The sequence below is a fragment of the Flavobacterium sp. genome (assembly GCF_965262375.1).
Lineage (GTDB): Bacteria > Bacteroidota > Bacteroidia > Flavobacteriales > Flavobacteriaceae > Flavobacterium.
In genome coordinates, this window is sequence record NZ_OZ253527.1 from 986,949 (window position 1) to 1,011,256 (window position 24,308).

Below are 24,308 nucleotides of genomic sequence, written 5' to 3' on the forward strand. Positions count from 1 at the left end.
TTAAAAATAGTAGAAATTCTTGCTAAATTATGATGAATAAGTTTGCGCTATTTGTTTTTATTTTTTGTTCTATTACTAGCTATAGTCAGTCGTCCAAGGGTTGGACGGGCTATTTTTCTTATGCCAATACAAAAGATTTAGACTTAAGTGGTAATACGGTTTTTACTGCAGCTGAAAATGCCTATTATACTTTAGATGTTACTACAAATGTAACTCACAAATTCAGTACTATTGAAGGTCTTTCGGGGGAAACAATTAGTAAAATTCACCATAGCGAGCGCTATAATAAAACCATTGTAGCCTATCAAAACGGATTAGTTGTGATTGTGAATGAAACCGACGGCTCAACTTTTTATTTGTTGGGTATCGTGGATAAAACAACTATCCCTGCCGATAAAAAGAAGATAAACCATATCTTAGAGTATGAGGGTAATTTATACTTTTCAACGGATTATGGAATTACTGTTTTAGATTTGCAGACAAATCAATTAGGCGATACGTATTTTATTGGTACCGGAGGTGGAATAGCAGAAGTGCTTCAAACGACTATTTTGGATAATAAGATTTATGCAATAAGTAGAAGTCAGGGAATTCTGAGTGCTTTGATTACTAACCCTTTTTTAGTTGATTATAATCAATGGTCGGTAGTTCAAGCAGGAAACTGGATTAGTATAACTAATGTAAATGGAAAAATAATTGTTTCTGATACGTCAGCCAATGTGTATGAATTAGAGGCTAATAATAATTTAAAATATATCACTACTTTATTATCTACAGCTATTGACTGTAAATTTACGGAAGGTTATATCGTGTTTACTGCGGCAAACTCTGTTTATGTTTTTGATGAAAAAATGGTTTTGTTAAAAAGAGTCGACGGAAGTCTAGAATTGCAAGCTCCTTTTGTAAGTGCATTGATGCGAGGTGGCGAATTGTATATAGGTACCGAGGCGAATGGATTGAAAAGGATTTCAGTGCTTCAAAATAATTCGGTTATTGACCTAACTCCTAATGGACCACAGCGAAATAAAATTTTTAGAATTGAAAAATCAGACGGAACACTTGTGGCTGTTTATGGGGGGTATAATGTGTCGTATAACGCCTTTACTTATTGTTGTGGTGGTCCAAGTTCATATGGAATTAGTAAGCTGGAAAATGGGCTATGGAGGCATATTTCTTTTGAAAATTTGCTCCAAGCGCGTGCTTTAACTAGTGTCGCTTTTGATCCTAAAAAAAAGGGCGAGTATTTTATTTCTTCATATTACAGTGGTCTACTGAAAATGAAGGATGATTCTGCGGTAGCTCTTTTTAATTCAAGCAATAGTGTGTTAACTGACGAATTGATTAAAAATACTAGTTTTTTAAATCCCGTTAGTTTTGATGCAGATGGAAATTTATGGATGACAAATTTAGGGGAACAAAAAAGTTTGTTTGTGTTAAAAAAAGATGGGCAATGGGGGAGTTATTCGTTTTTGAATCAAACCAATAATCCTAAAAATGATAGATATTCAGAAATTGTTATTGATAAAAACGGAACGAAATGGGTAGGTACGTTCAGGAATGGTTTAGTAGCTTTTAATGAAAGATATAATAAATATATCGTCTTAGGTACCCAAAAGGGTAAAGGAAATTTACCACATGAACATGTAAAAAGTTTGGCGGTAGATTTGAATAACCAGCTTTGGGTGGGTACTTTTCAAGGAATTAGAGTGCTTCCTAATGTTAATTCTTATTTAACAGATAGTGCACTAGATACGAAACAGATTATCATACTCGAAAACTCGTTAGCTCAGGAATTATTTTATCAATCAAATATTTTAGATATTGAAGTAGATGGCGCTAACAACAAATGGGTTTCTGTAGAAGATTCAGGCGTTTTTTTGATTTCTGCCGATGGTCAAATTACTAAATTGCATTTTACTAAAGAAAATTCCCCACTTCCTAGTAATGTGGTCGACGATATAGAGATTGATGGACATACAGGTGAAGTCTATTTTGTAACGGCAAAAGGAATGGTTTCTTATAAAGGAATGGCAACCTTGGGGACTGCAAATTATGATGAAACCTTTATTTACCCGAATCCTTACCGACCTGAACATAAAGATACTGTAAAAATTACAGGGCTCAAAGATAAGAGCAATGTTAAAGTGACGGATGTTGAAGGGAATTTAGTCTTCGAAGCTATTTCGCAAGGGGGGACTGTGGAGTGGGATACGCGTTCTTTTTCTAAGCAATTAGTTTCTTCAGGAGTATATTTGGTTTTGGTTTCTGATAAAGATGGAGAGGATACAACATATAGAAAACTATTGATTGTTAGGTAAAGTTTGGAGAAGAATAGTTTTAATTTTTTAAGATTTGTAATGGCGCATGTCATTATGTTAGCGCATCTGGTAGAATTAAGTCAGAGTGAAGATTTATCATGGCTTGGAACGTTTTGCGAATCTTATCTTGGGGTTTGTGGTTTTTTTGTAATTAGCGGATTTCTTGTTGCTAAGAGTTTGTCTAAAACTCCAGATCTTAAGGTATATTTTATGAAACGCACTAAAAGAATTTTACCTGCTTATGTCGTTGTGATATTGCTTTCTGTACTTTTTCTCTCATTGTTTAGTACACTTTCTTTTACTGCTTATTTTTCTTCCAAAGAAACGTATAGTTACACGTTTTGGAATCTAATTTTTCTAAACTTTATGCAACCTGTTTTACCAGGTGTGTTTTTGGAAAACCCATATCCTTTTATCAATGGATCTTTATGGACTATGAAAATTGAAGAAGGGTTTTACTTAATATTACCTTTGTTATTTCTGTTTTTAACTAAACTAAAAAACAAAAATTTAGGTCTATTCTTAATCTATGTCCTTTCAATTGCTTATTCCTATGTAATGCTAGAGATTTTTGACAAACCTTTGCTTGAAAAACAGTTACCAGGAAAGTTATCCTTATTTGTAGTTGGGATTTATATTTTTATGAACTTTGAATATTTTATCAAACACAAATGGCGTTATTTGATGATAAGCGTGCTTCTTTTAGTGTTGCAATTCACTTATTTCGATTTTTCGGTTATTTTCCCATTTGCATTTGGTGTCATCATTCTATTTTTGGCTTATAGTCTTCCTTTTACCGAGTCCTTTAGTAAAAAAGCTGATTATACCTATGGAATTTATTTGTTTCATTTTCCAATTATTCAGGTGTTGGTACATTACAAACTTTTTGAGAAATACAATCCTTATCTAGTGCTAATTTTTATGTTACTGTTAGTGTATACTTGTGCCTATTTATCTTGGCACCTGATAGAGAAACGCTTTTTAAATAGATTGTAGATGCAGGTAAAAACTAGAGCCATAGTACTAAGTGCGCTTCGGTATCAGGAAAAATCTTTGATTGTGAAATGTTTCACACAAAGTCAAGGAATTGTTAGCTATTTTGTGCCTTCTGCTTTTTCAAGTAAGAAAAACAGTCAACGCATTGCTTATTTTCAACCTTTGAGTATTCTTGAAATTGAGGCAAATCATAAAAATAAAGGAGGGTTAGAATATTTTAAAGAAGTCAAAATAGCCGTTCCTTATCAAACTATTCCTTTTGATGTGGTAAAGGGAACCATAGTGCTTTTTTTAGCCGAAATTTTACATACAATCATCCGTGAAGAAGAAGCAAACGATTCGCTCTACATTTTTTTTGAAACGAGTTTAACATGGTTGGATACACATGATAATATCGCTAATTTTCATCTTTTTTTCTTGATTGAATTATCGAAATTTTTAGGCTTTTATCCGGATTTAAATTGTATAAATTTACCCTTTTTTGATTTGGTAGAAGGTAATTTTGTTTCATTTCCATCTTCTAATACACTCGATGAAATTGGTACTTTATTGTTTAAACAATTTTTAGTTACTAAATGGCATTCTAATGATATCTACATTAGTCGTGATCAGCGTACATTGATTTTAAATTTAATTTTTAAATATTACAACTGTCATATTGATGGTTTTATCAAGCCTAAGTCTGTAGAAATATTTCGAACTGTGTTTTTGTAGTATTTTTTTTATTTTAAATTACTTTTGCCGCCCTAAATTTATATTATGAAAAATTTATTTTTGAGCTTACTTGCTGCAACGGCTTTGATTTCATGTTCTGCTGATGAGACTAAAACATCTCAAACAAATACTGCAAATACGACACAAAGAGTTGATGTTGCTACAGGGTTAGACGGTAAAAGTTTTAGAACTTCGCAAGGAACTACGATAGCATTTCGTAGAGAAAATCTTTCAGGTGACAAATTTACTATTAGTGGTATGGCTGGTTGTAACTATACTTTAACAGGAGCAACCGTTACAGTTGTCCCAACTACAACTAGAACTGAAAAATACTCGATTGTTGGGGGTACGTTTACAAATACTTTTGCTACTTCTAATTCTGAGTTTGCTCCACTAAAAGCTTTATTGACAAACAAAAATACTACTAATCCAAATTTTACTACAGTTACAGTGAATGGGAGTGGTATTTTATTAGATGGAGTTACAACTTCTTCAGGTTATAAATTTTTGCAGTTTTTTAATAACTAATAATAAAAACCTTCCTACACAGGGAGGTTTTTTGTTTTATGTATTGCCTAATTAATCTAAATTCTTATTTTAGCCGATTGATTTTTTAAATAGCGAATAACGATATGAATTTCAACGAGTACAAAGGACTTAACCTGCCAAAAGTAGCAGAGGAAGTACTTGATTTTTGGAAAGAGAACAATGTCTTTGAACAATCGGTAACTTCACGTGACGGAGCTACCCCGTATGTGTTTTTTGAAGGACCTCCTTCAGCAAACGGTTTGCCGGGTATTCACCACGTAATGGCACGTGCGATTAAGGATATTTTTTGTCGTTATAAAACGCAAAAAGGGTTCCAAGTAAAGCGTAAAGCAGGTTGGGATACGCATGGACTTCCTGTAGAATTAGGAACCGAAAAAGAATTAGGTATTACCAAAGAAGATATAGGGAAAACCATTACTGTAACTGAATACAACGAAGCGTGTAAACGTACCGTGATGCGTTATACCGATGTTTGGAACGACCTTACCGAGAAAATGGGATATTGGGTAGATATGGAAGACCCGTATGTGACCTATAAATCCAAATACATGGAATCGGTTTGGTGGTTACTAAAACAAATCTATAGTAAAGATTTATTATACAAAGGCTACACGATTCAGCCGTATTCACCAAAAGCGGGAACCGGGTTGTCTTCCCACGAAGTAAACCAGCCTGGTTCGTATCGTGATGTGACCGATACGACTATTGTAGCACAATTCAGAAGCCCCCTAACCCCCGAAGGGGGAACAAACAGCGTGTTAAAAGCGTTCGGTTTGAGCACTTCTTCTTCGGAAGGAATGGGGGAGGCTTTCTTCCTAGCTTGGACGACTACGCCTTGGACATTGCCAAGTAACACTGCATTGACCGTTGGTCCTAAAATTGATTATGTTTTAGTAAAAACCTTCAATCAATACACGTTTGAACCAGTTAATGTGATATTAGCTAAAAACTTGGTTTCAAAACAATTTGATAAAAAATATAAGTCGGTAGAAACTAATGAAGAATTTAAAGAGTTAGAAGATAAGTTTCTACATGTTCCCCCTTCGGGGGCTAGGGGGCTAATCCCTTACCAAATCTTAGCGGAATGTAAAGGTTCTGATTTAGTTGGAATCAAATACGAACAATTATTGCCTTGGGCATTGCCTTACCAAACGCCTGAAAACGCGTTCAGAGTAATTGCAGGTGACTTCGTTACTACCGAAGATGGTACAGGTATTGTACATACTGCACCTACCTTTGGTGCGGATGATGCTAAAGTAGCTAAAGAAGCTACTCCAGAAGTACCACCGATGTTGGTGTTAGACGAAAACGGAAATCCGGTTCCTTTAGTGGATTTGCAAGGAAAATTTGTAGCACAATTAGGAGAATTTGGAGGCAAATACGTTAAAAATGAATATTACAACGAAGGCGAAGCCCCTGAAAAATCCGTAGATGTAGAAATCGCAATTTTATTAAAGGAGCAAAATAAAGCGTTCAAAGTAGAGAAATATGTCCACAGTTACCCACATTGTTGGAGAACTGATAAACCCATTTTATACTATCCATTAGACTCTTGGTTTATCAAAGTAACGGAGGTGAAAGATAGAATGTTTGATTTAAATGAAACCATCAACTGGAAGCCAAAAGCTACGGGTGAAGGACGTTTTGGGAATTGGTTGAAAAATGCTAACGACTGGAATCTTTCACGTTCACGTTATTGGGGAATTCCGTTGCCATTATGGAGAAATGATGAAGGAACTGAAACAATATGTATTGGTTCGGTAGAAGAACTATATAACGAAATTGAAAAAGCTATTGCTGCTGGTTTCATGACGGAAAATCCATACAAAGGTTTCCAAATTGGAAATATGGAAGAAACCAATTACGACTTAGTTGACTTACATAAAAATGTAGTAGATACTATCGTTTTAGTTTCACCTTCAGGAAAACCGATGCATCGTGAAACAGACTTGATTGACGTTTGGTTTGATTCAGGTGCAATGCCTTATGCGCAATGGCATTATCCTTTTGAAAACAAAGAATTGATAGACGGAAACCAATCTTTCCCTGCTGATTTTATTGCAGAAGGAGTTGACCAAACACGTGGTTGGTTCTATACGTTACATGCTATCGGAACTTTGGTTTTTGACAAAGTAGCATATAAAAATGTAGTTTCTAACGGATTGGTATTAGACAAAAACGGACAAAAAATGTCGAAGCGTCTAGGTAATGCCGTAGATCCATTTGAGACTTTAAAAGAATATGGTCCTGATGCTACGCGTTGGTATATGATTTCCAATGCGAATCCTTGGGATAACTTAAAATTTGATATCGAAGGAGTAGCAGAAGTACGTCGTAAGTTTTTCGGTACGTTGTACAACACTTACTCGTTCTTTGCGTTATATGCTAATATTGATGGTTTTACTTACAAAGAAGCTGAGGTGCCTTTGGCGGAAAGACCAGAAATTGACCGTTGGATTTTATCTGAATTACATACGCTAATTCAAACGGTTGATGAAGCTTATGCAGATTACGAGCCAACGAAAGCAGCTCGTGTGATTTCTGATTTTGTTCAGGAAAATTTAAGTAACTGGTATGTACGTTTATGTCGTCGTAGATTCTGGAAAGGTGATTACGGAACAGATAAAATCGCGGCGTACCAAACTTTATATACTTGTTTAGAAACAGTAGCTAAATTAGCAGCGCCTATCGCTCCGTTCTTTATGGACCGTTTGTATAAAGATTTAAATGCAGCGACTCAAAAAGAAATTTTTGATAGTGTACACCTTGCTAATTTCCCTGTTTACGTTGAAAACTGTGTTGATAAATCGTTAGAAAGCAAGATGTTGAAAGCACAAACGGTTTCTTCTTTAGTGTTATCTTTACGTAAGAAGGAAATGATAAAAGTGCGTCAGCCACTTCAAAAAGTAATGATACCTGTGTTAGACGAAGTGCAGCGTGCAGAAATTGAAGCGGTATCTGATTTGATTAAGGCGGAAGTAAACGTGAAAGAAGTTGAATTGCTTGATGATGCTTCAGGTATTTTAGTAAAGCAAATCAAGCCAAACTTTAAAGCTTTAGGGCCTCGTTTTGGAAAAGACATGGGTGTAATTGCAAAAGAGATTCAAGGTTTTTCACAAGAACAAATTGCGGAAATTGAAAGAAAAGGTGAGATAAGTATTGTTGTTTCAGGAAATAGTGTTACTTTAACACCTCAAGATGTTGAGATTACTTCTCAAGATATTGAAGGTTGGTTAGTGGCTAATTCAGGGGGAATTACGGTTGCCTTAGACATTACGATTTCGGAGGCACTTAAAAAAGAAGGTATTGCTCGCGAATTAGTGAACAGAATTCAGAATATCCGTAAGGATTCAGGGTTTGAAGTAACTGATAAAATAAAAGTAACGATGCAGTTCGATGAGGAAATTCAATTAGCTGTGACTGACAATTTGGAGTATATTAAGGCGGAAACTCTTACAGAAGAGTTGGTTTTTGCTGAAAATGTGGCTAATGGCACAGAAATTGAGTTCGATAACCTTAAAACTAAAATTTATATTACAAAATAAAAACGTAGTTTTTAAAAACAAACTAGACTATATATTAACCAAAAACTCATGAAATTATGGTGGAAGAACAAATTAGATATTCGGACTCAGATTTAGCGGAATTTAAGGAGTTAATCCAGACTAAATTAGAAAAAGCCAAAGTGGACTTGGACCTTATTAAAAGTGCTTACCTTAATGATTTGAATAACGGGACTGATGATACATCACCTACATTCAAAGCATTTGAAGAAGGTAGCGAAACAATGAGCAAGGAAGCAAACTCACAATTGGCAATTCGTCAGGAAAAATTCATCCGCGATTTGAAAAATGCTTTGATTCGCATTGAAAACAAAACGTACGGAATCTGCAAAGTTACCGGCAAATTAATTGCAAAAGAACGCTTAAAGTTAGTGCCTCACGCTACTATGAGTATCGAAGCAAAAAATATGCAAAAATAACATTTCGAAAAATATATGACTAAACGCTCCTTTTGGAGCGTTTTTTATATAATATTCTTATTTTTGTGCTTTAGATAATAAATGTAAAGGCTTTAGGAGCGGTAAATTGATATAGATGAATTTAAAAAAAGCGTATTTAATAGTTTTCTTGGTTTTATTAATTGACCAAATTTCAAAAATATATGTAAAAACCCATTTTATGCTACACGAAGAAGTAGAAGTAACTTCTTGGTTCAAGTTCTTGTTTGTAGAAAATGAGGGTATGGCATGGGGAGTTGAGTTGCCAGGGATTTATGGTAAATTAATTTTAACTACTTTTAGAATTATTGCCGTTGGAGGAATTGGCTATTGGCTGTGGCAATCGGTAAAAGAAAAAGCTTCAAACTTGCTAATTTTTGCTATTGCTTTAATCCTAGCTGGCGCATTTGGTAATATTTTAGATTCTGTTTTTTACGGCGTTGTTTTTGATCATAGTGAGGGGCAATTAGCTACTCTATTTACAGAAAGACCCTACGGGAACTGGTTTTATGGAAAAGTAGTGGACATGTTTTACTTCCCTATTTGGCAAGGAAATCTCCCAGAATGGTTGCCTATTTGGGGAGGAAAATACTTTACTTTCTTTAACGCCATTTTCAACGTAGCCGATGTAGCCATTTCAACTGGGGTGGGGATTTTGATTGTTTTTAATAAAAAGGTGTTTGCAAAGTAACTGGTAAACGCTTCCTTAAAAAATAGAATGATGCTCCTTATAGGAGCATTTTTTTTGGATATTTTTGCTAGAAAGTTATAATAATTTATCGCTATCCTGCTCGTAAAAACGATCGATTGAAAGGTTTTTTTGTTGCGATGCCATTACTGCCAATTGATCACAACGCTCATTTTGCGGATGATTATTATGGCCTTTGATCCATTGAAAATTTACTTGATGTTGGCGATAGATTTTTAAAAAACGTTGCCATAAATCAGGATTTTTCTTTCCTTTAAAGCCTATTTTCTCCCATCCAATCACCCATTTTTTTTCCACGGCATCAACTACGTATTTAGAATCGGAAATTACCAAAACCTTCATGTTGGGTTGTTTCAATTTTTCTAATCCAACTATAGCTGCTAAAAGCTCCATACGGTTGTTAGTGGTCAAGCGGAATCCTTCAAAAAATTCTTTTTTATAGGGTGTGCCTACTAATTCCATTACAACCCCATAGCCGCCTGGGCCTGGGTTTCCTTTTGCAGCACCATCGGTGTATATATGTACTTGATACGCCATTACTATTAATTGCTGCTTAGAAGTTTTTCTATTGCTAAAGGGAAATATTCATGTTCTAACTCGTGTACTTTTTGAGCAATTGCTTCCGCTGTAGTGCAATCTGTAATGTTAGTTGCATGTTGGCTTATAATAGCACCTTCATCATAATGTTCGTTTACAAAATGAATGCTAATGCCCGTCTCAACCTCATGATTAGCTAGTACAGCTTCGTGCACACGCATACCATACATGCCTTTTCCGCCATATTTTGGTAAAAGTGCTGGGTGAATATTGATAATTTTATTAGGAAATGCTTTGACTAAATGTTCTGGAAATTTTAATAAAAAACCAGCTAAGACGATAAGATCAGGTTGCTGCTTTGCTAGTAATTGAGCCACAGTGTCTGAATTTAGCTCTTGTTTGTTGAAGGTAAAACTTGGAATATTGTGATTCTTAGTACGCTCTAACACTTTGGCATTAAGATTGTTAGAGTATACAGCGATAACGTTCGCAAGATTACTGTTTTTAAAATGTAATATAATTTTTTCGGCATTGGATCCTGAGCCCGAAGCAAATATTACTATTTTTTTCATAAGTTACTTTTTTATGGCAAAGCCAGAAGGTTAATGACCTAAGGTGAATACTGACCTCATAGAATTTGATAGTGCAAAAAAAAGAATAATTAATGACAAATAATTAAAAATGGTCGGCTTTGTGAAATTTATTTTATACTTTCGTGTTCAGATTTATTAACTAAAAAGGTGGTAATTAAATAATTTTTTTATTTTTGCCAACTAATTAAAATTTAAAATTAAAGATTATGTCAGACATTGCATCAAGAGTAAAAGCGATTATCGTTGACAAATTAGGTGTTGACGAGAACGAAGTTGTATCTGAAGCAAGCTTCACTAACGATTTAGGGGCTGATTCATTAGACACTGTTGAGCTAATCATGGAGTTCGAAAAAGAATTTGATATTCAAATTCCAGATGACCAAGCTGAAAACATTGCTACTGTAGGTCAAGCTATCTCTTACATCGAAGAAGCTAAGAAATAATAAATAATAGCATCTGTGGGTTTTAAACTCACAGATGTTCTTATTTTTTACTGACTTAAAAAATCTTTTTTTAGATTTGTTCAAACATTGATTGTATTACAATCATAAAATAGTATGTAATACCCATTGTTTCTTTTAGTTTTTTAAAAGACTTTGGGATTTTTTATATTAAACAAAACCAGCTAAGCTATGCAATTAAAGCGAGTAGTAGTAACAGGATTAGGAGCATTAACCCCTATTGGAAACAATCTTCAAGAATATTGGGAAGGTTTAATCAGTGGAAAAAGCGGTGCCGCTCCCATAACATATTATGATACTGAAAAGCATAAAACAAAATTTGCTTGTGAGGTAAAAAACTTCAAAGTTGAAGAGTTTATCGACAAAAAAGAAGCTAGAAGAATGGATAAGTTCGCGCAATATGCCATTGTTGCCAGCGATGAAGCTATCAAAGATTCTGGTTTAGATTTAGAAAAAATCAATAAATACAGAGTAGGTGTAATTTGGGGTGCAGGTATTGGAGGTTTAGAAACTTTCCAAGAAGAAGTACTTAGTTACGCTAAAGGTGACGGGACGCCTCGTTTCAATCCTTTCTTTATTCCAAAAATGATTGCCGACATTGCACCAGGTCATATTTCTATGCGCAATGGATTTATGGGGCCTAACTACACCACGGTTTCAGCTTGTGCTTCTTCAGCAAATGCTCTAGTAGATGCTTTCAACTACATTCGTTTAGGAATGTGTGATGTGATTGTTTCTGGTGGTTCTGAAGCTGCTGTAACTATTGCGGGTATGGGGGGGTTTAACTCTATGCAAGCTTTGTCAACTCGTAACGAAAGTCCTGAAACTGCTTCGAGACCTTTTGATGCAACTCGTGATGGATTTGTATTAGGTGAAGGTGCAGGAGCTTTAGTTTTAGAAGAATATGAGCACGCTAAGGCTCGTGGGGCAAAAATATACTGCGAAGTAGGCGGTTGTGGTATGTCTTCGGACGCATACCATCTAACAGCACCACATCCAGAGGGAATTGGAGTTATTGCCGTGATGAATAATACTTTACAAGATGCTGGATTAAGACCAGAAGACGTAGATCATATTAATACGCATGGTACTTCTACACCTTTAGGTGACGTGGCTGAGTTGAAAGCTATTAGTAAAGTTTTTGGAGAACATGCTAAAAACATGAATATCAACTCAACAAAGTCAATGACAGGGCACTTATTAGGAGCTGCAGGCGCTATTGAGGCTATTGCTTCTATTATGGCTATTAAACACGGTATTGTTCCACCTACTATCAATCATAGTGTGGTAGATGAAAACATAGATCCATCGTTGAATTTGACTTTAAATCAAGCACAAAAACGCGAAGTAAAAGTAGCAATGAGCAATACTTTTGGTTTTGGCGGTCATAATGCTTGTGTATTGTTTAAAAAAGCTGAATAATTCGTTTCTATGTAATTGCTTTATCAAGTGATTCCATATGTGACCTATAGAAAATTATATTACACATATGAAAAGAATTATCAAGAAAATATTTAAAACTTCCCGTTTTCAAACGCCTGAAGACGGGATTTTTTTTGATAAACTTACATCCATATTAGGATTCAAACCGGATAACATCGAGCATTATCGTCGAGCATTTACCCATCGTTCGATGAATAAAACGGACGAAAATGGTCATGCGGTTAATTATGAACGATTAGAGTTCTTAGGCGATGCTATGTTAGGCTCTGTAATTGCAGCACATCTTTTTAGTAAAGTTCCTAACGGCGATGAAGGTTATTTAACTAAGATGCGTTCCAAAATTGTCTCACGTGAGCATTTGAACGAGTTGGGTAAAGATTTTAAACTGATTCAATTCGTTGAAAGTAAAGTTGCTACGCAGCATTTTGGTGAAAATGTGCATGGTAACATTTTTGAAGCTTTTATTGGAGCCATTTATTTAGACAAAGGATTTAATTTTTGTGAAAAATTTATTCAAAACAAAATTATTAAACCTTATGTAGATATTGATCGTTTAGAGGGTAAAGTAATCAGCTATAAAAGTTTACTTATTGAATGGTGCCAAAAGGAGAAAAAAGCCTTTCAGTACGAAACCTATGACGATAATGCTACAGGAAATGTGAAATATTTTGGTGTCAAACTGCATATAGACGGAGCAGTAGTGGCTAAGGCTAGAGCGACTTCTAAGAAAAAAGCGGAGGAAATCGCTTCAAAACGAGCATATTTTGTGTTTCAAAGCCAAATAGATATAAAAAATGGAGCGTAATCCTCCATTTTTTATTTGCGCGAGTTTGAGTCTAGTTGATTTTTTAATTTCTGTTTTTTGAAAAGTTCTGATATTTTTTTTATTGTGAATAAGCAATTTGTAAAAAAAAGTATTAAAGAAATGAAAAAAAAGTTTCTGCATGAAATATTTTGAAGGTACAACTTAAGAAATACAATGCAATCATTGATGCTAACGATAGTGCTATTTTACTTTTCATAAAGTTTGATTAGTGAAATGTTTAAATTTGTCTCGTCATTATTTGGTTTATTACTCATTCTTTGAGATGAAACTGTATGGGTACACTATCCAAATTCACAACATTCGCAACCAACTATTCTTCCTGCTTTATCTTTTACAAATTTACAACATGAACAACCAAATATGATGCTGTCATATGATGTGCAGGTGTGTGTTTCCTCACCTGAACTTCCATAATCATCAGCTATGGTTAAATCGTATCTATATGCATTGTTGGTTATTGGGAATGCGATATTATAACTTGTGTTGCTTAAATTTTCATTGGGATCCAAAGACTTTCCAACACCTTTAATAACGAGATATTTTAAGCCTTCAATTTTTGTGTTTTGAGTTTCATACTCTTTAATTAAAATTTCATTTCCATTGTTTAATTTTTTTTCCTTTTAGATTTATATTAGGGATGAAAGTTTGATTCTTGAATTGACCGATGACAATATTGGTTTTTGCAAGGGTGTATTCAATTGATTTGTTGTTTTGTGTGTTTTCGCTTTGACAAGACTGTATAAGAATTGTGAAATTGATAATTGTGAAGGAAATTAATAGTTTTTTCATAGAGTTTAGTTTGTATAAGTGAATTAATAATATGTGAAATTTGGTGAATGAAAATTAAACTTAGAGGATGATTTTTTAAGTGTTTAGTATATAAAATTTAAAAAAAAAAATACGTTTCCAAATTCAAATTTGCTTTTTATCGGGTATATGTTATATTTTATCGAATATATTTAGTTTAATGTTTTTGAGTTAATGTTAATTTAAATTAATACTTTGGCTGTAAATTTAGGATTATGTTTATATTTGTTTTTATTTATTATGATGGCTGTTCATAAACTAAGTTTGGGTGATTTTGATCAGGTTGATTACGACTTGATTGCCATACACACCTCTTTAGAGGACTATCGTTTGGCTTTTAAAATCAATCAAAACTTAGGGATTTTGTTGTCTAAAAATGATCAAGAAGTACCTTTCGAATTCAATAAGCAACCCATTTCTTTTTCGCGTTTTACTTTTGATGATGAAATTGCCATGATGACTTGGGACTTGATTCAAAACAAACAAGAGGTCGAATTGCCCGAAGGTGATGCGAATAATTTGTTTTTTGGTGCAAGTACCATCACGATGCAAATCAACCTAGTAACGGATTTAAAAAAGGTGGATTATGTTTTAAAAATCGAACATGACGAACAAATAGACTGTAGAGAAATTATTTATAATTTAAAAAAAATAGATTTGATTACGGCGGTATATGAGGTGGATCCTAATGAAATCAAATCAAAAAACAATTTAATTTTTTAAAAGCAATGCGTACACAAAAAAAGACCAAAATAGTTGCTACTCTAGGCCCAGCTTGTAGTACTAAGGAAACGATACAACAAATGATGGATGCGGGCGTAGATGTTTTCCGTATCAATTTTTCACATGCTGATTACACGGATGTGGCTGAACGTATTCGTATTATTCGTGAGTTGAATCAAGAGTTTGGTTATACCACTGCTATTTTAGCCGATTTACAAGGGCCTAAATTGCGTGTTGGGGTAATGAAGGAAGATGTAGTGGTAAGTGAAGGTGATTTAGTGACTTTTCAAACGGCTAACGATGTGCCAGGTACTCCGGATAATGTGTATATGACTTATAAAGCGTTTCCTAATGATGTAAATCCAGGAGAGCGTATTTTACTTGATGATGGGAAGCTTATTTTTGAGGCGGTCTCAAGTGATGTGGCTGCTAGTAAAGTGGTGTGTAAAGTAATTCAAGGTGGTCCTTTGAAATCGAAAAAAGGAGTTAACTTACCTAATACAAAAGTTTCTTTACCTGCTTTGACCGATAAAGATATTCGTGACGCTATTTTTGCAATTGAAAATCAAGTAGATTGGATTGCGCTTTCTTTTGTACGTACTCCTGAGGATTTGATGGATTTAAAAGAGTTAATTGATAAGCATTCCGATCATAAAATTCCTATTATTGCTAAAATTGAAAAGCCAGAAGCAATTGAGAATTTGGACAAGTTAGTGCCGCATTGTGATGGATTCATGGTAGCACGTGGGGATTTAGGGGTAGAATTGCCAGCTCATGAAGTACCCTTAATTCAGAAAAAATTGATTAACCGTGCTAAATTGGCTCGTATTCCTGTTATAGTTGCCACGCAAATGATGGAGACTATGATTACGAGCTTAACGCCTACTCGTGCTGAAGTTAATGATGTAGCTAACTCCGTTATGGACGGTGCTGATGCTGTAATGTTGTCTGGTGAAACTTCGGTAGGGAATTACCCCGTACAAGTGATTGAAAAAATGACACAGATAATTGAAGCTGTTGAAGATTCACCGCTGATACATGTTCCGCAAAAACAACCACAAATAAAAACAAATCGTTTTGTAACCAAACATATTTGTTATCACGCAGCCATATTAGCTGATGATATCGAAGCAAAAGCAATTACCACTTTAACCAATAGTGGTTATACTGCATTTCAAGTTTCTGCTTGGCGTCCACATGCGCATATTTTAGTGTACACTTCTAATCCTAGAATTTTAACACAGCTTAATTTATTGTGGGGTGTTCGTGCATTCTTCTATGATAAGTTTGTAAGTACTGATGATACTATTGATGATATTAACAAAATGGCGGTTGACCATGGCTTTGTTTCACAAGGTGATATTTTAGTTAACCTTGCGGCTATGCCTGTAGTGAAGAAAGGGATGGTGAATACATTGAGAATTTCAGAAATAGAATAAAGTTGTTGCTTCTATGAGTTTAAAAAAAATGATCGGTTAGAATGCCGATCATTTTTTTTACAATAATAAAACAAGATGTTGTACTATAAGGGTGTTTTTTCTCTTTTTTCTTTTATTAAGTTTACAGCCTGTCTAGTTGTTTGGTTTAAAAAGAGCTCTTGGTTAATTTGTTAGTAATTTTTGATTTTAATGAATTTAAGACTTGTGTGTCTTCTGTTTCATTTTTTGATTGTGATGATTGATTTATACGCTACTCTAATATTTATATAATTTATACTGTAAGTGCTGAAACTCTTTGGGATTTAAGGTTTTTAAAATTGAAGCTTAACGTGATTATAATCAAAAATAATAATCCTACGCTGCTGGCTTCTATGCCAAAATTGCCTCCAGTAATCCACACGGGTAAATGATTTGTGTTGGCTAACAAGAAACTAGGGTCTTTGCTGCCACTAACGCCAAACCCAAGTAATGTGCCCTGAGTGAAATTAGCCATGAAATGTAAACCTATGGGCATCGCCAAGCTTTTAGTTTTTAAATATGCAAAGCCAAATAACAATGAAGCTATAAAAATATTGATAGATGCAAATGTTTTTACAATTCCCACCATTCCAGGGTTGTTTAAATGGGTTAGTAAAAATAATCCTGAAATAATTAACTGAGTTGGCCATTTTCCTATAGAGGCATGTAGTCTTTGAAAAAGAAATCCTCTGAATAATAATTCCTCAGCTATGGCAACAGTACTAAAAAGTGTTAAGCCTGAAATTAATGTTGTGTAGGAGATAGCGCTAATTTGCCAGCTAATAAAACCTGTTAGGGTTAATGTTAATGCTGGTAAAATCATTAAACAAGCTCCAATGAAAATGCCTTTAAATAGCTCATTAAGCCATTTTGTACTGATTTTTCCAATCAAATTGCTTATAGTGTCTCTTTTTAATTTTTGACAAATTATAGAAACAATCAAGATCAAAAGCGTTTGATATTCTAATTTAATTTCAAAGGAGTATTTGTTAGCCAGTAAAATTAATGGGAATAAAAAAGTTGTTAAAATGATAAAGAAGATTACAACCCACCAGCCCTCTCTTAGTTTTTTTTCGGGATTTAAGAATATTTTTGTTAACATATCTGTTTTGTATAAGTTGTAATCTCTTGTTTTTACTCCATTTTTTTTGTCAGGGTAAACCCTACAAATAAAGATGCGCCAGCTGTTAGGAAAATCATTGCAGGATATAATGCATCTTCATCTAGAGAAGTAAAAGTTGAAAGGAGTAGTGCTAAAAACACACCAGTTCCAATTCCCATTAATAAAAGAGCTAAATTTAAAAGTACAACTTTATAAAATGCTGGACCTTCATTTTTTCCACGCATAAAAATACGGGCATCTACTCCTTTTTCTATAAGTGCCAAACGCTCTCTGTTTCGGGTTGACAAATAAAGATACACTATACCAAAAACTGCTAGAAACAAGCTAATAGGTATTAAAATTTCTTCGTTCATAATTGATGTTTTTAAAAATTGATATTCTAATTGATTTTCTCTACCTATGACGATAAGAGTTTTATTTTGGTTACAAGAAAAATAAAAAATATTTTTTTGACTTATCTTGTAACCTAATTCCTTTTATTGTCGTCTTACGTTTATATGACTTTTATTGAAGACCAACATTATATCAATCTTGTCCTTAGCGGTAATCCAAATGCTTTTGCGGCTTTGGTGGATCGTTACAAAGACTTGGTGTTTACTTTAGCGTTGAAAATGGTGATAAATAAAGAGGAAGCAGAGGAGATAGCGCAGGATACATTTATAAAAGCATATCAATCACTCCATAAATTTAAAGGAGAGTCAAAATTTTCTACTTGGCTATATAAGATAACGTATAACACTTGTTTAGATCGTTTAAAGAAGAATAAAAAAGGGAAAACAATTGCTTATATCGAGGATTTTAGTGAACATCAAACGCGAACCATTGAAAATGTTTTGGATACAATAGATGAAAACGATAGGAATAAAGCAATACAGGAATGTTTAAGTGAACTTCCATCAGAAGATGCATTTCTTTTAACTTTGTATTATTTTGATGGGCAATCAGTGGAAGAAATAGCAAAAGTTATTGATTTGAGTACTGATAATGTGAAAGTCAAACTTTTTAGAATTCGAAAAAAATTAGCTGCAATTTTAAAGAAAAGATTAGCGCCTGAAATATTAGATTATTATGAAAGGGAACGAGGATAAACACTTAGAAAAATTGGTTAATCGGCTTATGAAGGATCAGAAATTAGATTCGCCTTCATTTGATTTTACCGAAAAAATAATGTCGCAAATAGCTGTTTCGAATAGTAGTCCAGAAACGGTATATAAACCATTGATCTCTAAATCAGTATTTGTTGGGATTATTGGAATTTTAATTGCTTTAGTAGGCTGTAGTTTGTTGTATGGAAATCAAACTAATGAAAGGTTTGTGTATTTTGATTTTAGTGTATTTTATAATAATAGTTTAATGGGTGTATTTCATATGTCTAAAACGGCTTCTTATAGTATTTTGTTGACCACGCTGTTTTTTTGGGTTCAAATTTCGTTTTTGAAAAATCATTTTGATAAAAAATTCGAAGTATAAACCGATATAATGTAAACAAAAATGCCTCTCAGAAACTAAGAGGCATTTTTTATGAATTTTCGATAGATTAATATCTGTAATACTCAGGTTTGAAAGGACCTTTCACTTCAACACCAATATAAGCTGCTTGGTCATCAGATAAAGTTTCTAACTCAACACCTAATTTAGTTAAGTGTAAAGCAGCAACTTTTTCATCTAAATGTTTAGGTAACATATACACCTCATTTTTGTAAGCTGCACTGTTAGTCCATAACTCAATTTGCGCTAATGTTTGGTTAGAGAAAGAGTTACTCATTACAAACGATGGGTGACCTGTAGCACAACCTAAGTTTACTAAACGACCTTCAGCTAAGATGATAATTTCTTTACCGTTTACGTTATAAATATCCACTTGAGGTTTTACTTCTTGTTTTGTAGCACCGTGGTTAGCGTTTAACCAAGCCATATCAATTTCATTATCGAAGTGACCAATGTTACAAACGATAGCTTTATCTTTCATAGCCTCAAAGTGACGACCTACTACGATATCTTTATTACCAGTTGTAGTAATCACGATATCTGCATTACCAATAACTGTATCTAGCTTTTTAACTTCATAACCGTCCATAGCTGCTTGTAAAGCACAAATAGGGTCAATTTCAGTAACTGTAACGATAGAACCTGCCCCACGGAAAGAAGCCGCTGTACCTTTACCTACGTCACCGTAACCACAAACCACTACTCTTTTACCTGCTAACATTACGTCAGTAGCACGACGCACAGCATCCACAGCACTTTCTTTACAACCGTATTTGTTATCAAATTTCGATTTAGTAACCGAGTCGTTTACGTTGATAGCTGGCATGTATAACGTACCGTTTTTCATTCTTTCGTATAAACGGTGAACACCTGTAGTTGTTTCTTCAGATAAACCTTTGATACCTTCCACTAACTCCGTGTATTTATCAAACACCATGTTTGTTAAATCACCACCATCATCAAGAATCATGTTCAACGGTTGTCTGTCTTCACCAAAGAATAACGTTTGCTCAATACACCAGTCAAACTCCTCAGCATTCATACCTTTCCAAGCATACACAGGAATACCAGCAGCAGCAATAGCAGCAGCAGCATGGTCTTGCGTAGAGAAAATGTTACAAGACGACCAAGTCACTTCAGCACCTAAAGCTACTAAAGTTTCAATCAATACAGCCGTCTGGATAGTCATATGCAAACAACCAGCAATACGAGCACCTTTCAAAGGTTGGCTAGGGCCATACTCAGCACGAATAGCCATCAAACCTGGCATTTCAGCTTCTGCTAATTGAATTTCTTTTCTTCCCCATTCCGCTAAAGAAATATCTTTAACTTTATAAGGTACATACGGAATTGTTGTAGTACTCATCTATTTAGTATATTTGTTTTTAAAATATTAAATTTCTTGTTTGGAGTGCAAAATTACATATTAGTTTTCGATTTGCCAACAGATTTTAAGAATTTAATAATTGTTTCACATTGGTAACTCACTAAAAATCAATAGTTTTAATTTTTAGGAGCTATTTCCCGCTGTCCGCTATATCTTTCAAAAGCCCTAATCAGCACACCGCCTAAGGTCTTTTGAAAGGATGTCGCTTCCATCGGGGCTAAATCTCATGAAGATGCCTTTTTACAAAGAAATTCAATTTTCGCCCACAACCACAGTCTATCTTTGGAAAATAACCGAAGATTATAACGAACTTTTCCGTAGTGTATCCTTAAAAGATACTTCACTCGCTCGGCTAGAAAAAATGCGTTCCGAAAGCCATCAAAAAGGCTTTCTAGCCGTGCGCATGCTCTTGCAACATTGCGGGTACACCGATTTTGATTTAGAATATGACGCTACAGGGAAACCTAATCTGAAATCTGAAATCAGAAATCAGAAATCAGAAATCAATAGCCTTCATATCAGCATCTCGCATTCTGCCGAATTTTCAGCCATCGCGTTAAGCAGCGAACCCATAGGGATTGATTTGGAAAAAGCGAAAGAAAAAGTACTCCGCATAGCACCCCGCTTTATGCACATGACACATTTGGAACAGCTTAGTCAGGAAGAACAAATCCAAAAAGCCACCGTCATTTGGGGGGTAAAAGAAGCCATTTTCAAAATCAAAAACGAAGTAGGCATCAGCTTCCCAGACCATATTTTTGAAGACGCCTTTCATTTAGAAGATAAAAAATGTAAAGCACAACTGCGCTTTAACCATCAAACTGAGGATTTCAATATTTGTTTTGAAATAGTAGAAGACTATGTGTTGGTTTGTGGATCCAAAGCCCTTTAAGGTAAACCAAGCTACTTTTTAGTAAAATATGGCAATTTGTAACTTACATGGGTTCCCAAAAATGACTTTCGAAATTTATAATTTGATTGTCAACTATGGTAATTCCTTCGCTTTCTAGTAATTGTTGCATCAAATTTGTGCCTTCAAAATGGTGTTTGCCAGTTAGTATGCCTTTTCTGTTAACTACTCTATGCGCAGGAACATCAGCTCTGCCATGGCAAGCATTCATAGCCCATCCCACCATACGGGCAGATCGTGCTGTGCCTAAAGCTTTAGCAATAGCTCCATACGAAGTCACACGCCCATAAGGAATTTGACGAGCGATTTCGTAAACACGTTCAAAAAATGACTCTTGGCTATTAGACATCCCGTTTGGATTTTACCATTTTAGGATAGTAAATACTACCACTAAGGTGGTGATAAATGCGATAATGAAATTAACGTTTTTTACAAAAAAAGCAACTTTATTCTCCCATTTTTTAAATAAATAAGCATATAAAATATAAATGCTACCGCAACCTATTGTGCTCCCAATAACAAATCCTATACCTGTGCCTAATGAAAAAAAGTTGTCGATGTAGGTTGAAAAAAATAAACTTAGAAATGCATAATAGGGGATTGGGAATACATTGAGTAAAGAAAGTGTGATCCCTTGAAGGAAAGGAGGGAATTTACTTTCATTTTCAATAGTTTCTAATTTACTCGATTGTATTATGTTTTGTATTCCTTTTCCTAAAAAGAAAATAGTAAGGGTTACAAAAATAATAATGCCAACTAACTTTAGATTTTTGGTCACTTGGGGATGACTTTCCATAAAAGTTGCAAAATAAAAACCAAAAAAACTTTGTAATCCCACAATCAAACAGGCTCCGAATACAAATTCTTTTGCGCTTTGAATGGATTTTTTAATACTAATGGTTGCCGTACGCATATTCAACATTCCCGGTGGTAAAACCCCCATGGCTGAGAAAAAAGTGGCCAACAAAAAGGCTAAAAAAATAGACATCAGTTTAGGTTTTCTTTGATTTTTGAGCGCTCTAGCGAAAAAACTTTGGTTTCTTCGTCTAAAGCGGTCAAAAGATACTGTATTTTTTCTTTTAAATCAACTGCTTCAGCAATAGAAGTTTTATTGTGATAGCATTGATGTAAAATTTTCAAAACGAATTCTTTAGGCACAACGGGTAAGGGATTAACTTTGTTTTTAAACTCCTCTAAAGTCCCTTTCAACAGTTCTTCGAGAGTGATAGTAACATCATTAAAAACAATAGTCTGTTGCAAATCGTCGATAGCTAAAGGGGTTTTTACTACCTTTTCAAAAAGCTTACGCAATAACAACGTCAACTTTTCGATATCACGTTCTAAAAAATCCGATTTACTACGAATCATTATTTAATTTTAAAACGAATGTAAGTAATCGCTTTATTAACTTCTAAATACTGTTGTTCATAAAAAGTTTGAATCCCTAATACTTCCTCAGGAGCTCCTTCGTTATGGTACACATTGTGGTTAGCATACAATACTTCATGCCCTTCCCCATGCAACAACCCAAGTGTATAACCGTGCATGAATTCGCTATCGGTTTTTAAATTCACCACACCTTCAGGGCGTAAAATTCTTTTATACATTTTCAAGAATTCAGTATTCGTCATACGGTGTTTGGTACGCTTGTATTTGATTTGCGGGTCAGGAAACGTAATCCAAATTTCATCCACTTCGTGAGCTTCAAAAACACCTTCAATCAATTCAATTTGTGTGCGTACAAAAGCTGTATTGTTCATCCCGCTTTCAACCGCTGTTTTAGCACCTCTCCAAAAACGCGCACCTTTCACGTCAATACCAATGTAGTTTGTATTTGGATTGCGCTGTGCTAACCCAATGGTGTATTCGCCTTTACCACAACCTAACTCTACAATAATCGGATTGTCATTTTTAAAAAACTCTGAACGCCATTTCCCTTTATACGGAAATTCACCATTAACCACCTCTTCGCGAGTTGGTTGTATCACATTATCAAAAGTATCGTTTTCTTTGAAACGTTTTAATTTATTCTTACTTCCCACGATTTCTTAAAGTTTTGGCAAAATTAATTAAATATGTGGTAATAAAAAGAGTTTTATTTTTACCTTGACTTTCAATACGCATCACTTTTGAAAAACAAGAAAAAAATAGTAGTTGCTCCACTAAATTGGGGTTTAGGGCATGCTACACGCTGCATCCCTATTATTCGTGCGCTTTTAGCCGAAGGTTTTGAGCCCCTAATAGCTTCAGATGGCGTAGCGTTAGACTTGTTAAAAAAGGAATTTCCTGATTTAAAACATATTCATTTGCCTTCTTATCACATAGTGTATCCCAAAAATGGAAAGTATTTTCTTTGGAAAATTCTCTCTAACGGACACAAAATGATTTATGCTATCTTTTCCGAAAGGCGTGCCATTCAAAAAATTGTTAAGGAGCATCAAATAGACGGGGTTATTTCAGATAATCGATTAGGTATTTTTTCTTCCAAAGTGCCTAGCGTGTTTATTACACATCAATTGCAAGTTATGACGGGAATTGCCACTCGTTTAAGTTCATGGATGCATCGTCAAATTATTAAAAAATACAGAGCGTGTTGGGTACCCGACTTAGAAGGTTCGGTGAATTTATCGGGCGCATTAGGCCATTTGAAAAAGAAATTACCCAATGTGGAATACATAGGTCCTTTAAGTCGTTTAAGAAAAATAGACTTACCTATCCGCTACGAACTGATGGTGATTCTCTCTGGTCCTGAGCCTCAACGTACTTTTTTAGAAGAAAAACTTATAGCGGAACTTCAGCCTTTTCAAGGGAATATTCTTTTTGTCAAAGGAAAAATTGAAGCGGAACAAACGACAACAGTACAACCTCCTTTTACGTTTTATAATTTTATGAATGCTGACCAATTAGCAACCGCATTTAATGAAAGCAAAGAAGTTCTATGCCGTTCTGGTTATACCACGGTGATGGACTTGGCATTTTTAGAAAAGAAAGCTTTTTTCATTCCTACTCCTGGACAATTTGAACAAGTGTATTTAGCCGATTTGTATGCGAAAATGGGTATTGCACCAACGTGTACACAGGAGGAGTTCACTTTGGGTAAATTAGAGCATATTAAAAATTATACCGGTTTGCCTAAAATTGAAAACGAAACAGATTGGAAGAAATTGTTTTCGGTTTTTGATTAAGAAATTAAAGTTTCAAAGAAGTTTACTTTTTCCGTTTAAGACCTAACAGGTTTCAAAAACCTGTTAGGTCTAGAGTTAGGTC

The 24,308-nt window shown here is 34.5% G+C and carries 26 protein-coding genes; 16 read left to right on the forward strand and 10 right to left on the reverse strand.

Annotation, left to right across the window (positions count from 1 at the left end):
- Positions 1-29 precede the first annotated feature (29 nt).
- The 7 genes from ACQY29_RS04600 (at position 30) to ACQY29_RS04630 (ending at position 9,268) form a co-directional block, all read left to right on the forward strand.
- A complete protein-coding gene (locus ACQY29_RS04600; protein ID WP_428224070.1) occupies positions 30-2,318 on the forward strand; it encodes a T9SS type A sorting domain-containing protein in 2,289 nt (762 codons plus the stop codon).
- Positions 2,319-2,321: 3 nt separating this feature from the next.
- Entirely contained in the window at positions 2,322-3,314 is a 993-nt protein-coding gene (locus tag ACQY29_RS04605) for an acyltransferase family protein (protein WP_428224071.1), read from the forward strand.
- Entirely contained in the window at positions 3,315-4,028 is a 714-nt protein-coding gene (gene recO / locus ACQY29_RS04610; protein WP_428224072.1) for a DNA repair protein RecO, read from the forward strand.
- 45 nt (positions 4,029-4,073) lie between these two features.
- On the forward strand, positions 4,074-4,556 hold the full coding sequence (locus tag ACQY29_RS04615; RefSeq protein ID WP_428224073.1) for a hypothetical protein: 483 nt from the start codon (positions 4,074-4,076) through the stop codon (positions 4,554-4,556).
- A 104-nt stretch (positions 4,557-4,660) separates the two neighbouring features.
- On the forward strand, positions 4,661-8,122 hold the full coding sequence (gene ileS / locus ACQY29_RS04620; protein ID WP_428224074.1) for an isoleucine--tRNA ligase: 3,462 nt from the start codon (positions 4,661-4,663) through the stop codon (positions 8,120-8,122).
- 56 nt (positions 8,123-8,178) lie between these two features.
- Positions 8,179-8,559 (forward strand): TraR/DksA family transcriptional regulator, encoded by a 381-nt coding sequence (locus tag ACQY29_RS04625; RefSeq protein ID WP_428224075.1) that lies wholly within the window; start codon positions 8,179-8,181, stop codon positions 8,557-8,559.
- A gap of 115 nt (positions 8,560-8,674) precedes the next feature.
- Positions 8,675-9,268: a lipoprotein signal peptidase gene (locus ACQY29_RS04630; RefSeq protein WP_428224076.1), complete on the forward strand. Its 594-nt coding sequence runs from the start codon at positions 8,675-8,677 to the stop codon at positions 9,266-9,268.
- Between the two features lie 75 nt (positions 9,269-9,343).
- Here ACQY29_RS04630 and rnhA read toward each other — a convergent pair whose 3' ends face one another.
- Both rnhA and purN read right to left on the reverse strand, forming a co-directional pair.
- Positions 9,344-9,823 (reverse strand): ribonuclease HI, encoded by a 480-nt coding sequence (gene rnhA / locus ACQY29_RS04635; RefSeq protein WP_428224077.1) that lies wholly within the window; start codon positions 9,821-9,823, stop codon positions 9,344-9,346.
- A gap of 5 nt (positions 9,824-9,828) precedes the next feature.
- On the reverse strand, positions 9,829-10,395 hold the full coding sequence (gene purN / locus ACQY29_RS04640; RefSeq protein ID WP_428224078.1) for a phosphoribosylglycinamide formyltransferase: 567 nt from the start codon (positions 10,393-10,395) through the stop codon (positions 9,829-9,831).
- 227 nt (positions 10,396-10,622) lie between these two features.
- Here purN and ACQY29_RS04645 point away from each other — a divergent pair, with 227 nt between their 5' ends.
- From ACQY29_RS04645 to rnc, 3 genes are all read left to right on the forward strand, one after another.
- On the forward strand, positions 10,623-10,859 hold the full coding sequence (locus tag ACQY29_RS04645; RefSeq protein ID WP_014166687.1) for an acyl carrier protein: 237 nt from the start codon (positions 10,623-10,625) through the stop codon (positions 10,857-10,859).
- Positions 10,860-11,048: 189 nt separating this feature from the next.
- Positions 11,049-12,299, forward strand: coding sequence for a beta-ketoacyl-ACP synthase II (gene fabF / locus ACQY29_RS04650; protein WP_428224079.1), 1,251 nt, complete (start codon positions 11,049-11,051; stop codon positions 12,297-12,299).
- A gap of 67 nt (positions 12,300-12,366) precedes the next feature.
- Positions 12,367-13,125, forward strand: a complete 759-nt coding sequence (rnc, locus tag ACQY29_RS04655; protein ID WP_428224080.1) for a ribonuclease III — start codon at positions 12,367-12,369, stop codon at positions 13,123-13,125.
- Between the two features lie 612 nt (positions 13,126-13,737).
- Here the strand turns inward: rnc and ACQY29_RS04660 are convergent.
- A complete protein-coding gene (locus ACQY29_RS04660; RefSeq protein WP_428224081.1) occupies positions 13,738-13,935 on the reverse strand; it encodes a hypothetical protein in 198 nt (65 codons plus the stop codon).
- 213 nt (positions 13,936-14,148) lie between these two features.
- Between ACQY29_RS04660 and ACQY29_RS04665 the strand changes: the two genes are divergently transcribed.
- Together ACQY29_RS04665 and pyk are read left to right on the forward strand one after the other, a co-directional pair.
- Positions 14,149-14,676 carry an IPExxxVDY family protein gene (locus tag ACQY29_RS04665; protein ID WP_428224082.1) on the forward strand — a complete coding sequence of 176 codons (528 nt, stop codon included), beginning with the start codon at positions 14,149-14,151 and terminating at the stop codon, positions 14,674-14,676.
- A gap of 5 nt (positions 14,677-14,681) precedes the next feature.
- A complete protein-coding gene (pyk, locus tag ACQY29_RS04670; RefSeq protein ID WP_428224083.1) occupies positions 14,682-16,115 on the forward strand; it encodes a pyruvate kinase in 1,434 nt (477 codons plus the stop codon).
- 271 nt (positions 16,116-16,386) lie between these two features.
- Here pyk and ACQY29_RS04675 read toward each other — a convergent pair whose 3' ends face one another.
- Together ACQY29_RS04675 and ACQY29_RS04680 are read right to left on the reverse strand one after the other, a co-directional pair.
- A complete protein-coding gene (locus ACQY29_RS04675; protein WP_428224084.1) occupies positions 16,387-17,235 on the reverse strand; it encodes a lysostaphin resistance A-like protein in 849 nt (282 codons plus the stop codon).
- A 32-nt stretch (positions 17,236-17,267) separates the two neighbouring features.
- The gene (locus tag ACQY29_RS04680; protein ID WP_428224085.1) at positions 17,268-17,609 is read right to left on the reverse strand and encodes a DUF6249 domain-containing protein; all 342 of its coding nucleotides are present in this window, start codon (positions 17,607-17,609) and stop codon (positions 17,268-17,270) included.
- Positions 17,610-17,735: 126 nt separating this feature from the next.
- Between ACQY29_RS04680 and ACQY29_RS04685 the strand changes: the two genes are divergently transcribed.
- The gene (locus ACQY29_RS04685) at positions 17,736-18,344 is read left to right on the forward strand and encodes an RNA polymerase sigma factor (RefSeq protein ID WP_428224086.1); all 609 of its coding nucleotides are present in this window, start codon (positions 17,736-17,738) and stop codon (positions 18,342-18,344) included.
- Between the two features lie 28 nt (positions 18,345-18,372).
- Positions 18,373-18,726: a hypothetical protein gene (locus tag ACQY29_RS04690; RefSeq protein ID WP_428224087.1), complete on the forward strand. Its 354-nt coding sequence runs from the start codon at positions 18,373-18,375 to the stop codon at positions 18,724-18,726.
- A gap of 67 nt (positions 18,727-18,793) precedes the next feature.
- On the opposite strand, the gene ahcY is transcribed toward ACQY29_RS04690, so the two are convergent.
- Complete coding sequence (gene ahcY, locus ACQY29_RS04695) at positions 18,794-20,110, reverse strand: adenosylhomocysteinase (protein WP_428224088.1); 1,317 nt, start codon at positions 20,108-20,110, stop codon at positions 18,794-18,796.
- 253 nt (positions 20,111-20,363) lie between these two features.
- Here ahcY and ACQY29_RS04700 point away from each other — a divergent pair, with 253 nt between their 5' ends.
- Positions 20,364-21,023 carry a 4'-phosphopantetheinyl transferase family protein gene (locus ACQY29_RS04700; RefSeq protein WP_428224089.1) on the forward strand — a complete coding sequence of 220 codons (660 nt, stop codon included), beginning with the start codon at positions 20,364-20,366 and terminating at the stop codon, positions 21,021-21,023.
- Positions 21,024-21,066: 43 nt separating this feature from the next.
- Here the strand turns inward: ACQY29_RS04700 and ACQY29_RS04705 are convergent, their stop codons facing one another.
- Genes ACQY29_RS04705 through trmB form a run of 4 tightly spaced genes read right to left on the reverse strand, consistent with a single transcriptional unit; the run spans position 21,067 to position 23,083 of the window.
- Positions 21,067-21,390 (reverse strand): MGMT family protein, encoded by a 324-nt coding sequence (locus ACQY29_RS04705; RefSeq protein ID WP_428224090.1) that lies wholly within the window; start codon positions 21,388-21,390, stop codon positions 21,067-21,069.
- Between the two features lie 12 nt (positions 21,391-21,402).
- Positions 21,403-22,029 (reverse strand): hypothetical protein, encoded by a 627-nt coding sequence (locus ACQY29_RS04710; RefSeq protein WP_428224091.1) that lies wholly within the window; start codon positions 22,027-22,029, stop codon positions 21,403-21,405.
- Positions 22,029-22,409 carry a hypothetical protein gene (locus ACQY29_RS04715; RefSeq protein ID WP_428224092.1) on the reverse strand — a complete coding sequence of 127 codons (381 nt, stop codon included), beginning with the start codon at positions 22,407-22,409 and terminating at the stop codon, positions 22,029-22,031. The genes ACQY29_RS04710 and ACQY29_RS04715 overlap by 1 nt, the downstream gene beginning before the upstream one ends.
- On the reverse strand, positions 22,409-23,083 hold the full coding sequence (gene trmB, locus ACQY29_RS04720) for a tRNA (guanosine(46)-N7)-methyltransferase TrmB (RefSeq protein ID WP_428224093.1): 675 nt from the start codon (positions 23,081-23,083) through the stop codon (positions 22,409-22,411). The genes ACQY29_RS04715 and trmB overlap by 1 nt, the downstream gene beginning before the upstream one ends.
- Positions 23,084-23,170: 87 nt before the next feature.
- On the opposite strand from trmB, the gene ACQY29_RS04725 reads away from it, so the two are divergent.
- Positions 23,171-24,226, forward strand: a complete 1,056-nt coding sequence (locus tag ACQY29_RS04725) for a glycosyltransferase (protein WP_428224094.1) — start codon at positions 23,171-23,173, stop codon at positions 24,224-24,226.
- Positions 24,227-24,308 lie beyond the last annotated feature (82 nt).

What these genes read in the sequence shown, in the direction of transcription:
- ACQY29_RS04690 (WP_428224087.1), top strand. Translation starts at nt 18,373, where the DNA reads ATGAAGGATCAGAAATTAGATTCGCCTTCATTTGATTTTACCGAAAAA.
- ACQY29_RS04615 (WP_428224073.1), top strand. Translation starts at nt 4,074, where the DNA reads ATGAAAAATTTATTTTTGAGCTTACTTGCTGCAACGGCTTTGATTTCA.
- ACQY29_RS04680 (WP_428224085.1), bottom strand. Translation starts at nt 17,609, where the DNA reads ATGAACGAAGAAATTTTAATACCTATTAGCTTGTTTCTAGCAGTTTTT.
- ahcY (WP_428224088.1), bottom strand. Translation starts at nt 20,110, where the DNA reads ATGAGTACTACAACAATTCCGTATGTACCTTATAAAGTTAAAGATATT.
- ACQY29_RS04700 (WP_428224089.1), top strand. Translation starts at nt 20,364, where the DNA reads ATGCCTTTTTACAAAGAAATTCAATTTTCGCCCACAACCACAGTCTAT.
- ACQY29_RS04710 (WP_428224091.1), bottom strand. Translation starts at nt 22,029, where the DNA reads ATGTCTATTTTTTTAGCCTTTTTGTTGGCCACTTTTTTCTCAGCCATG.
- rnc (WP_428224080.1), top strand. Translation starts at nt 12,367, where the DNA reads ATGAAAAGAATTATCAAGAAAATATTTAAAACTTCCCGTTTTCAAACG.
- purN (WP_428224078.1), bottom strand. Translation starts at nt 10,395, where the DNA reads ATGAAAAAAATAGTAATATTTGCTTCGGGCTCAGGATCCAATGCCGAA.
- ACQY29_RS04660 (WP_428224081.1), bottom strand. Translation starts at nt 13,935, where the DNA reads ATGAAAAAACTATTAATTTCCTTCACAATTATCAATTTCACAATTCTT.
- pyk (WP_428224083.1), top strand. Translation starts at nt 14,682, where the DNA reads ATGCGTACACAAAAAAAGACCAAAATAGTTGCTACTCTAGGCCCAGCT.
- recO (WP_428224072.1), top strand. Translation starts at nt 3,315, where the DNA reads ATGCAGGTAAAAACTAGAGCCATAGTACTAAGTGCGCTTCGGTATCAG.
- ACQY29_RS04705 (WP_428224090.1), bottom strand. Translation starts at nt 21,390, where the DNA reads ATGTCTAATAGCCAAGAGTCATTTTTTGAACGTGTTTACGAAATCGCT.
- rnhA (WP_428224077.1), bottom strand. Translation starts at nt 9,823, where the DNA reads ATGGCGTATCAAGTACATATATACACCGATGGTGCTGCAAAAGGAAAC.
- ACQY29_RS04645 (WP_014166687.1), top strand. Translation starts at nt 10,623, where the DNA reads ATGTCAGACATTGCATCAAGAGTAAAAGCGATTATCGTTGACAAATTA.
- ACQY29_RS04625 (WP_428224075.1), top strand. Translation starts at nt 8,179, where the DNA reads ATGGTGGAAGAACAAATTAGATATTCGGACTCAGATTTAGCGGAATTT.
- ileS (WP_428224074.1), top strand. Translation starts at nt 4,661, where the DNA reads ATGAATTTCAACGAGTACAAAGGACTTAACCTGCCAAAAGTAGCAGAG.
- ACQY29_RS04715 (WP_428224092.1), bottom strand. Translation starts at nt 22,409, where the DNA reads ATGATTCGTAGTAAATCGGATTTTTTAGAACGTGATATCGAAAAGTTG.
- ACQY29_RS04630 (WP_428224076.1), top strand. Translation starts at nt 8,675, where the DNA reads ATGAATTTAAAAAAAGCGTATTTAATAGTTTTCTTGGTTTTATTAATT.
- ACQY29_RS04600 (WP_428224070.1), top strand. Translation starts at nt 30, where the DNA reads ATGATGAATAAGTTTGCGCTATTTGTTTTTATTTTTTGTTCTATTACT.
- ACQY29_RS04675 (WP_428224084.1), bottom strand. Translation starts at nt 17,235, where the DNA reads ATGTTAACAAAAATATTCTTAAATCCCGAAAAAAAACTAAGAGAGGGC.
- fabF (WP_428224079.1), top strand. Translation starts at nt 11,049, where the DNA reads ATGCAATTAAAGCGAGTAGTAGTAACAGGATTAGGAGCATTAACCCCT.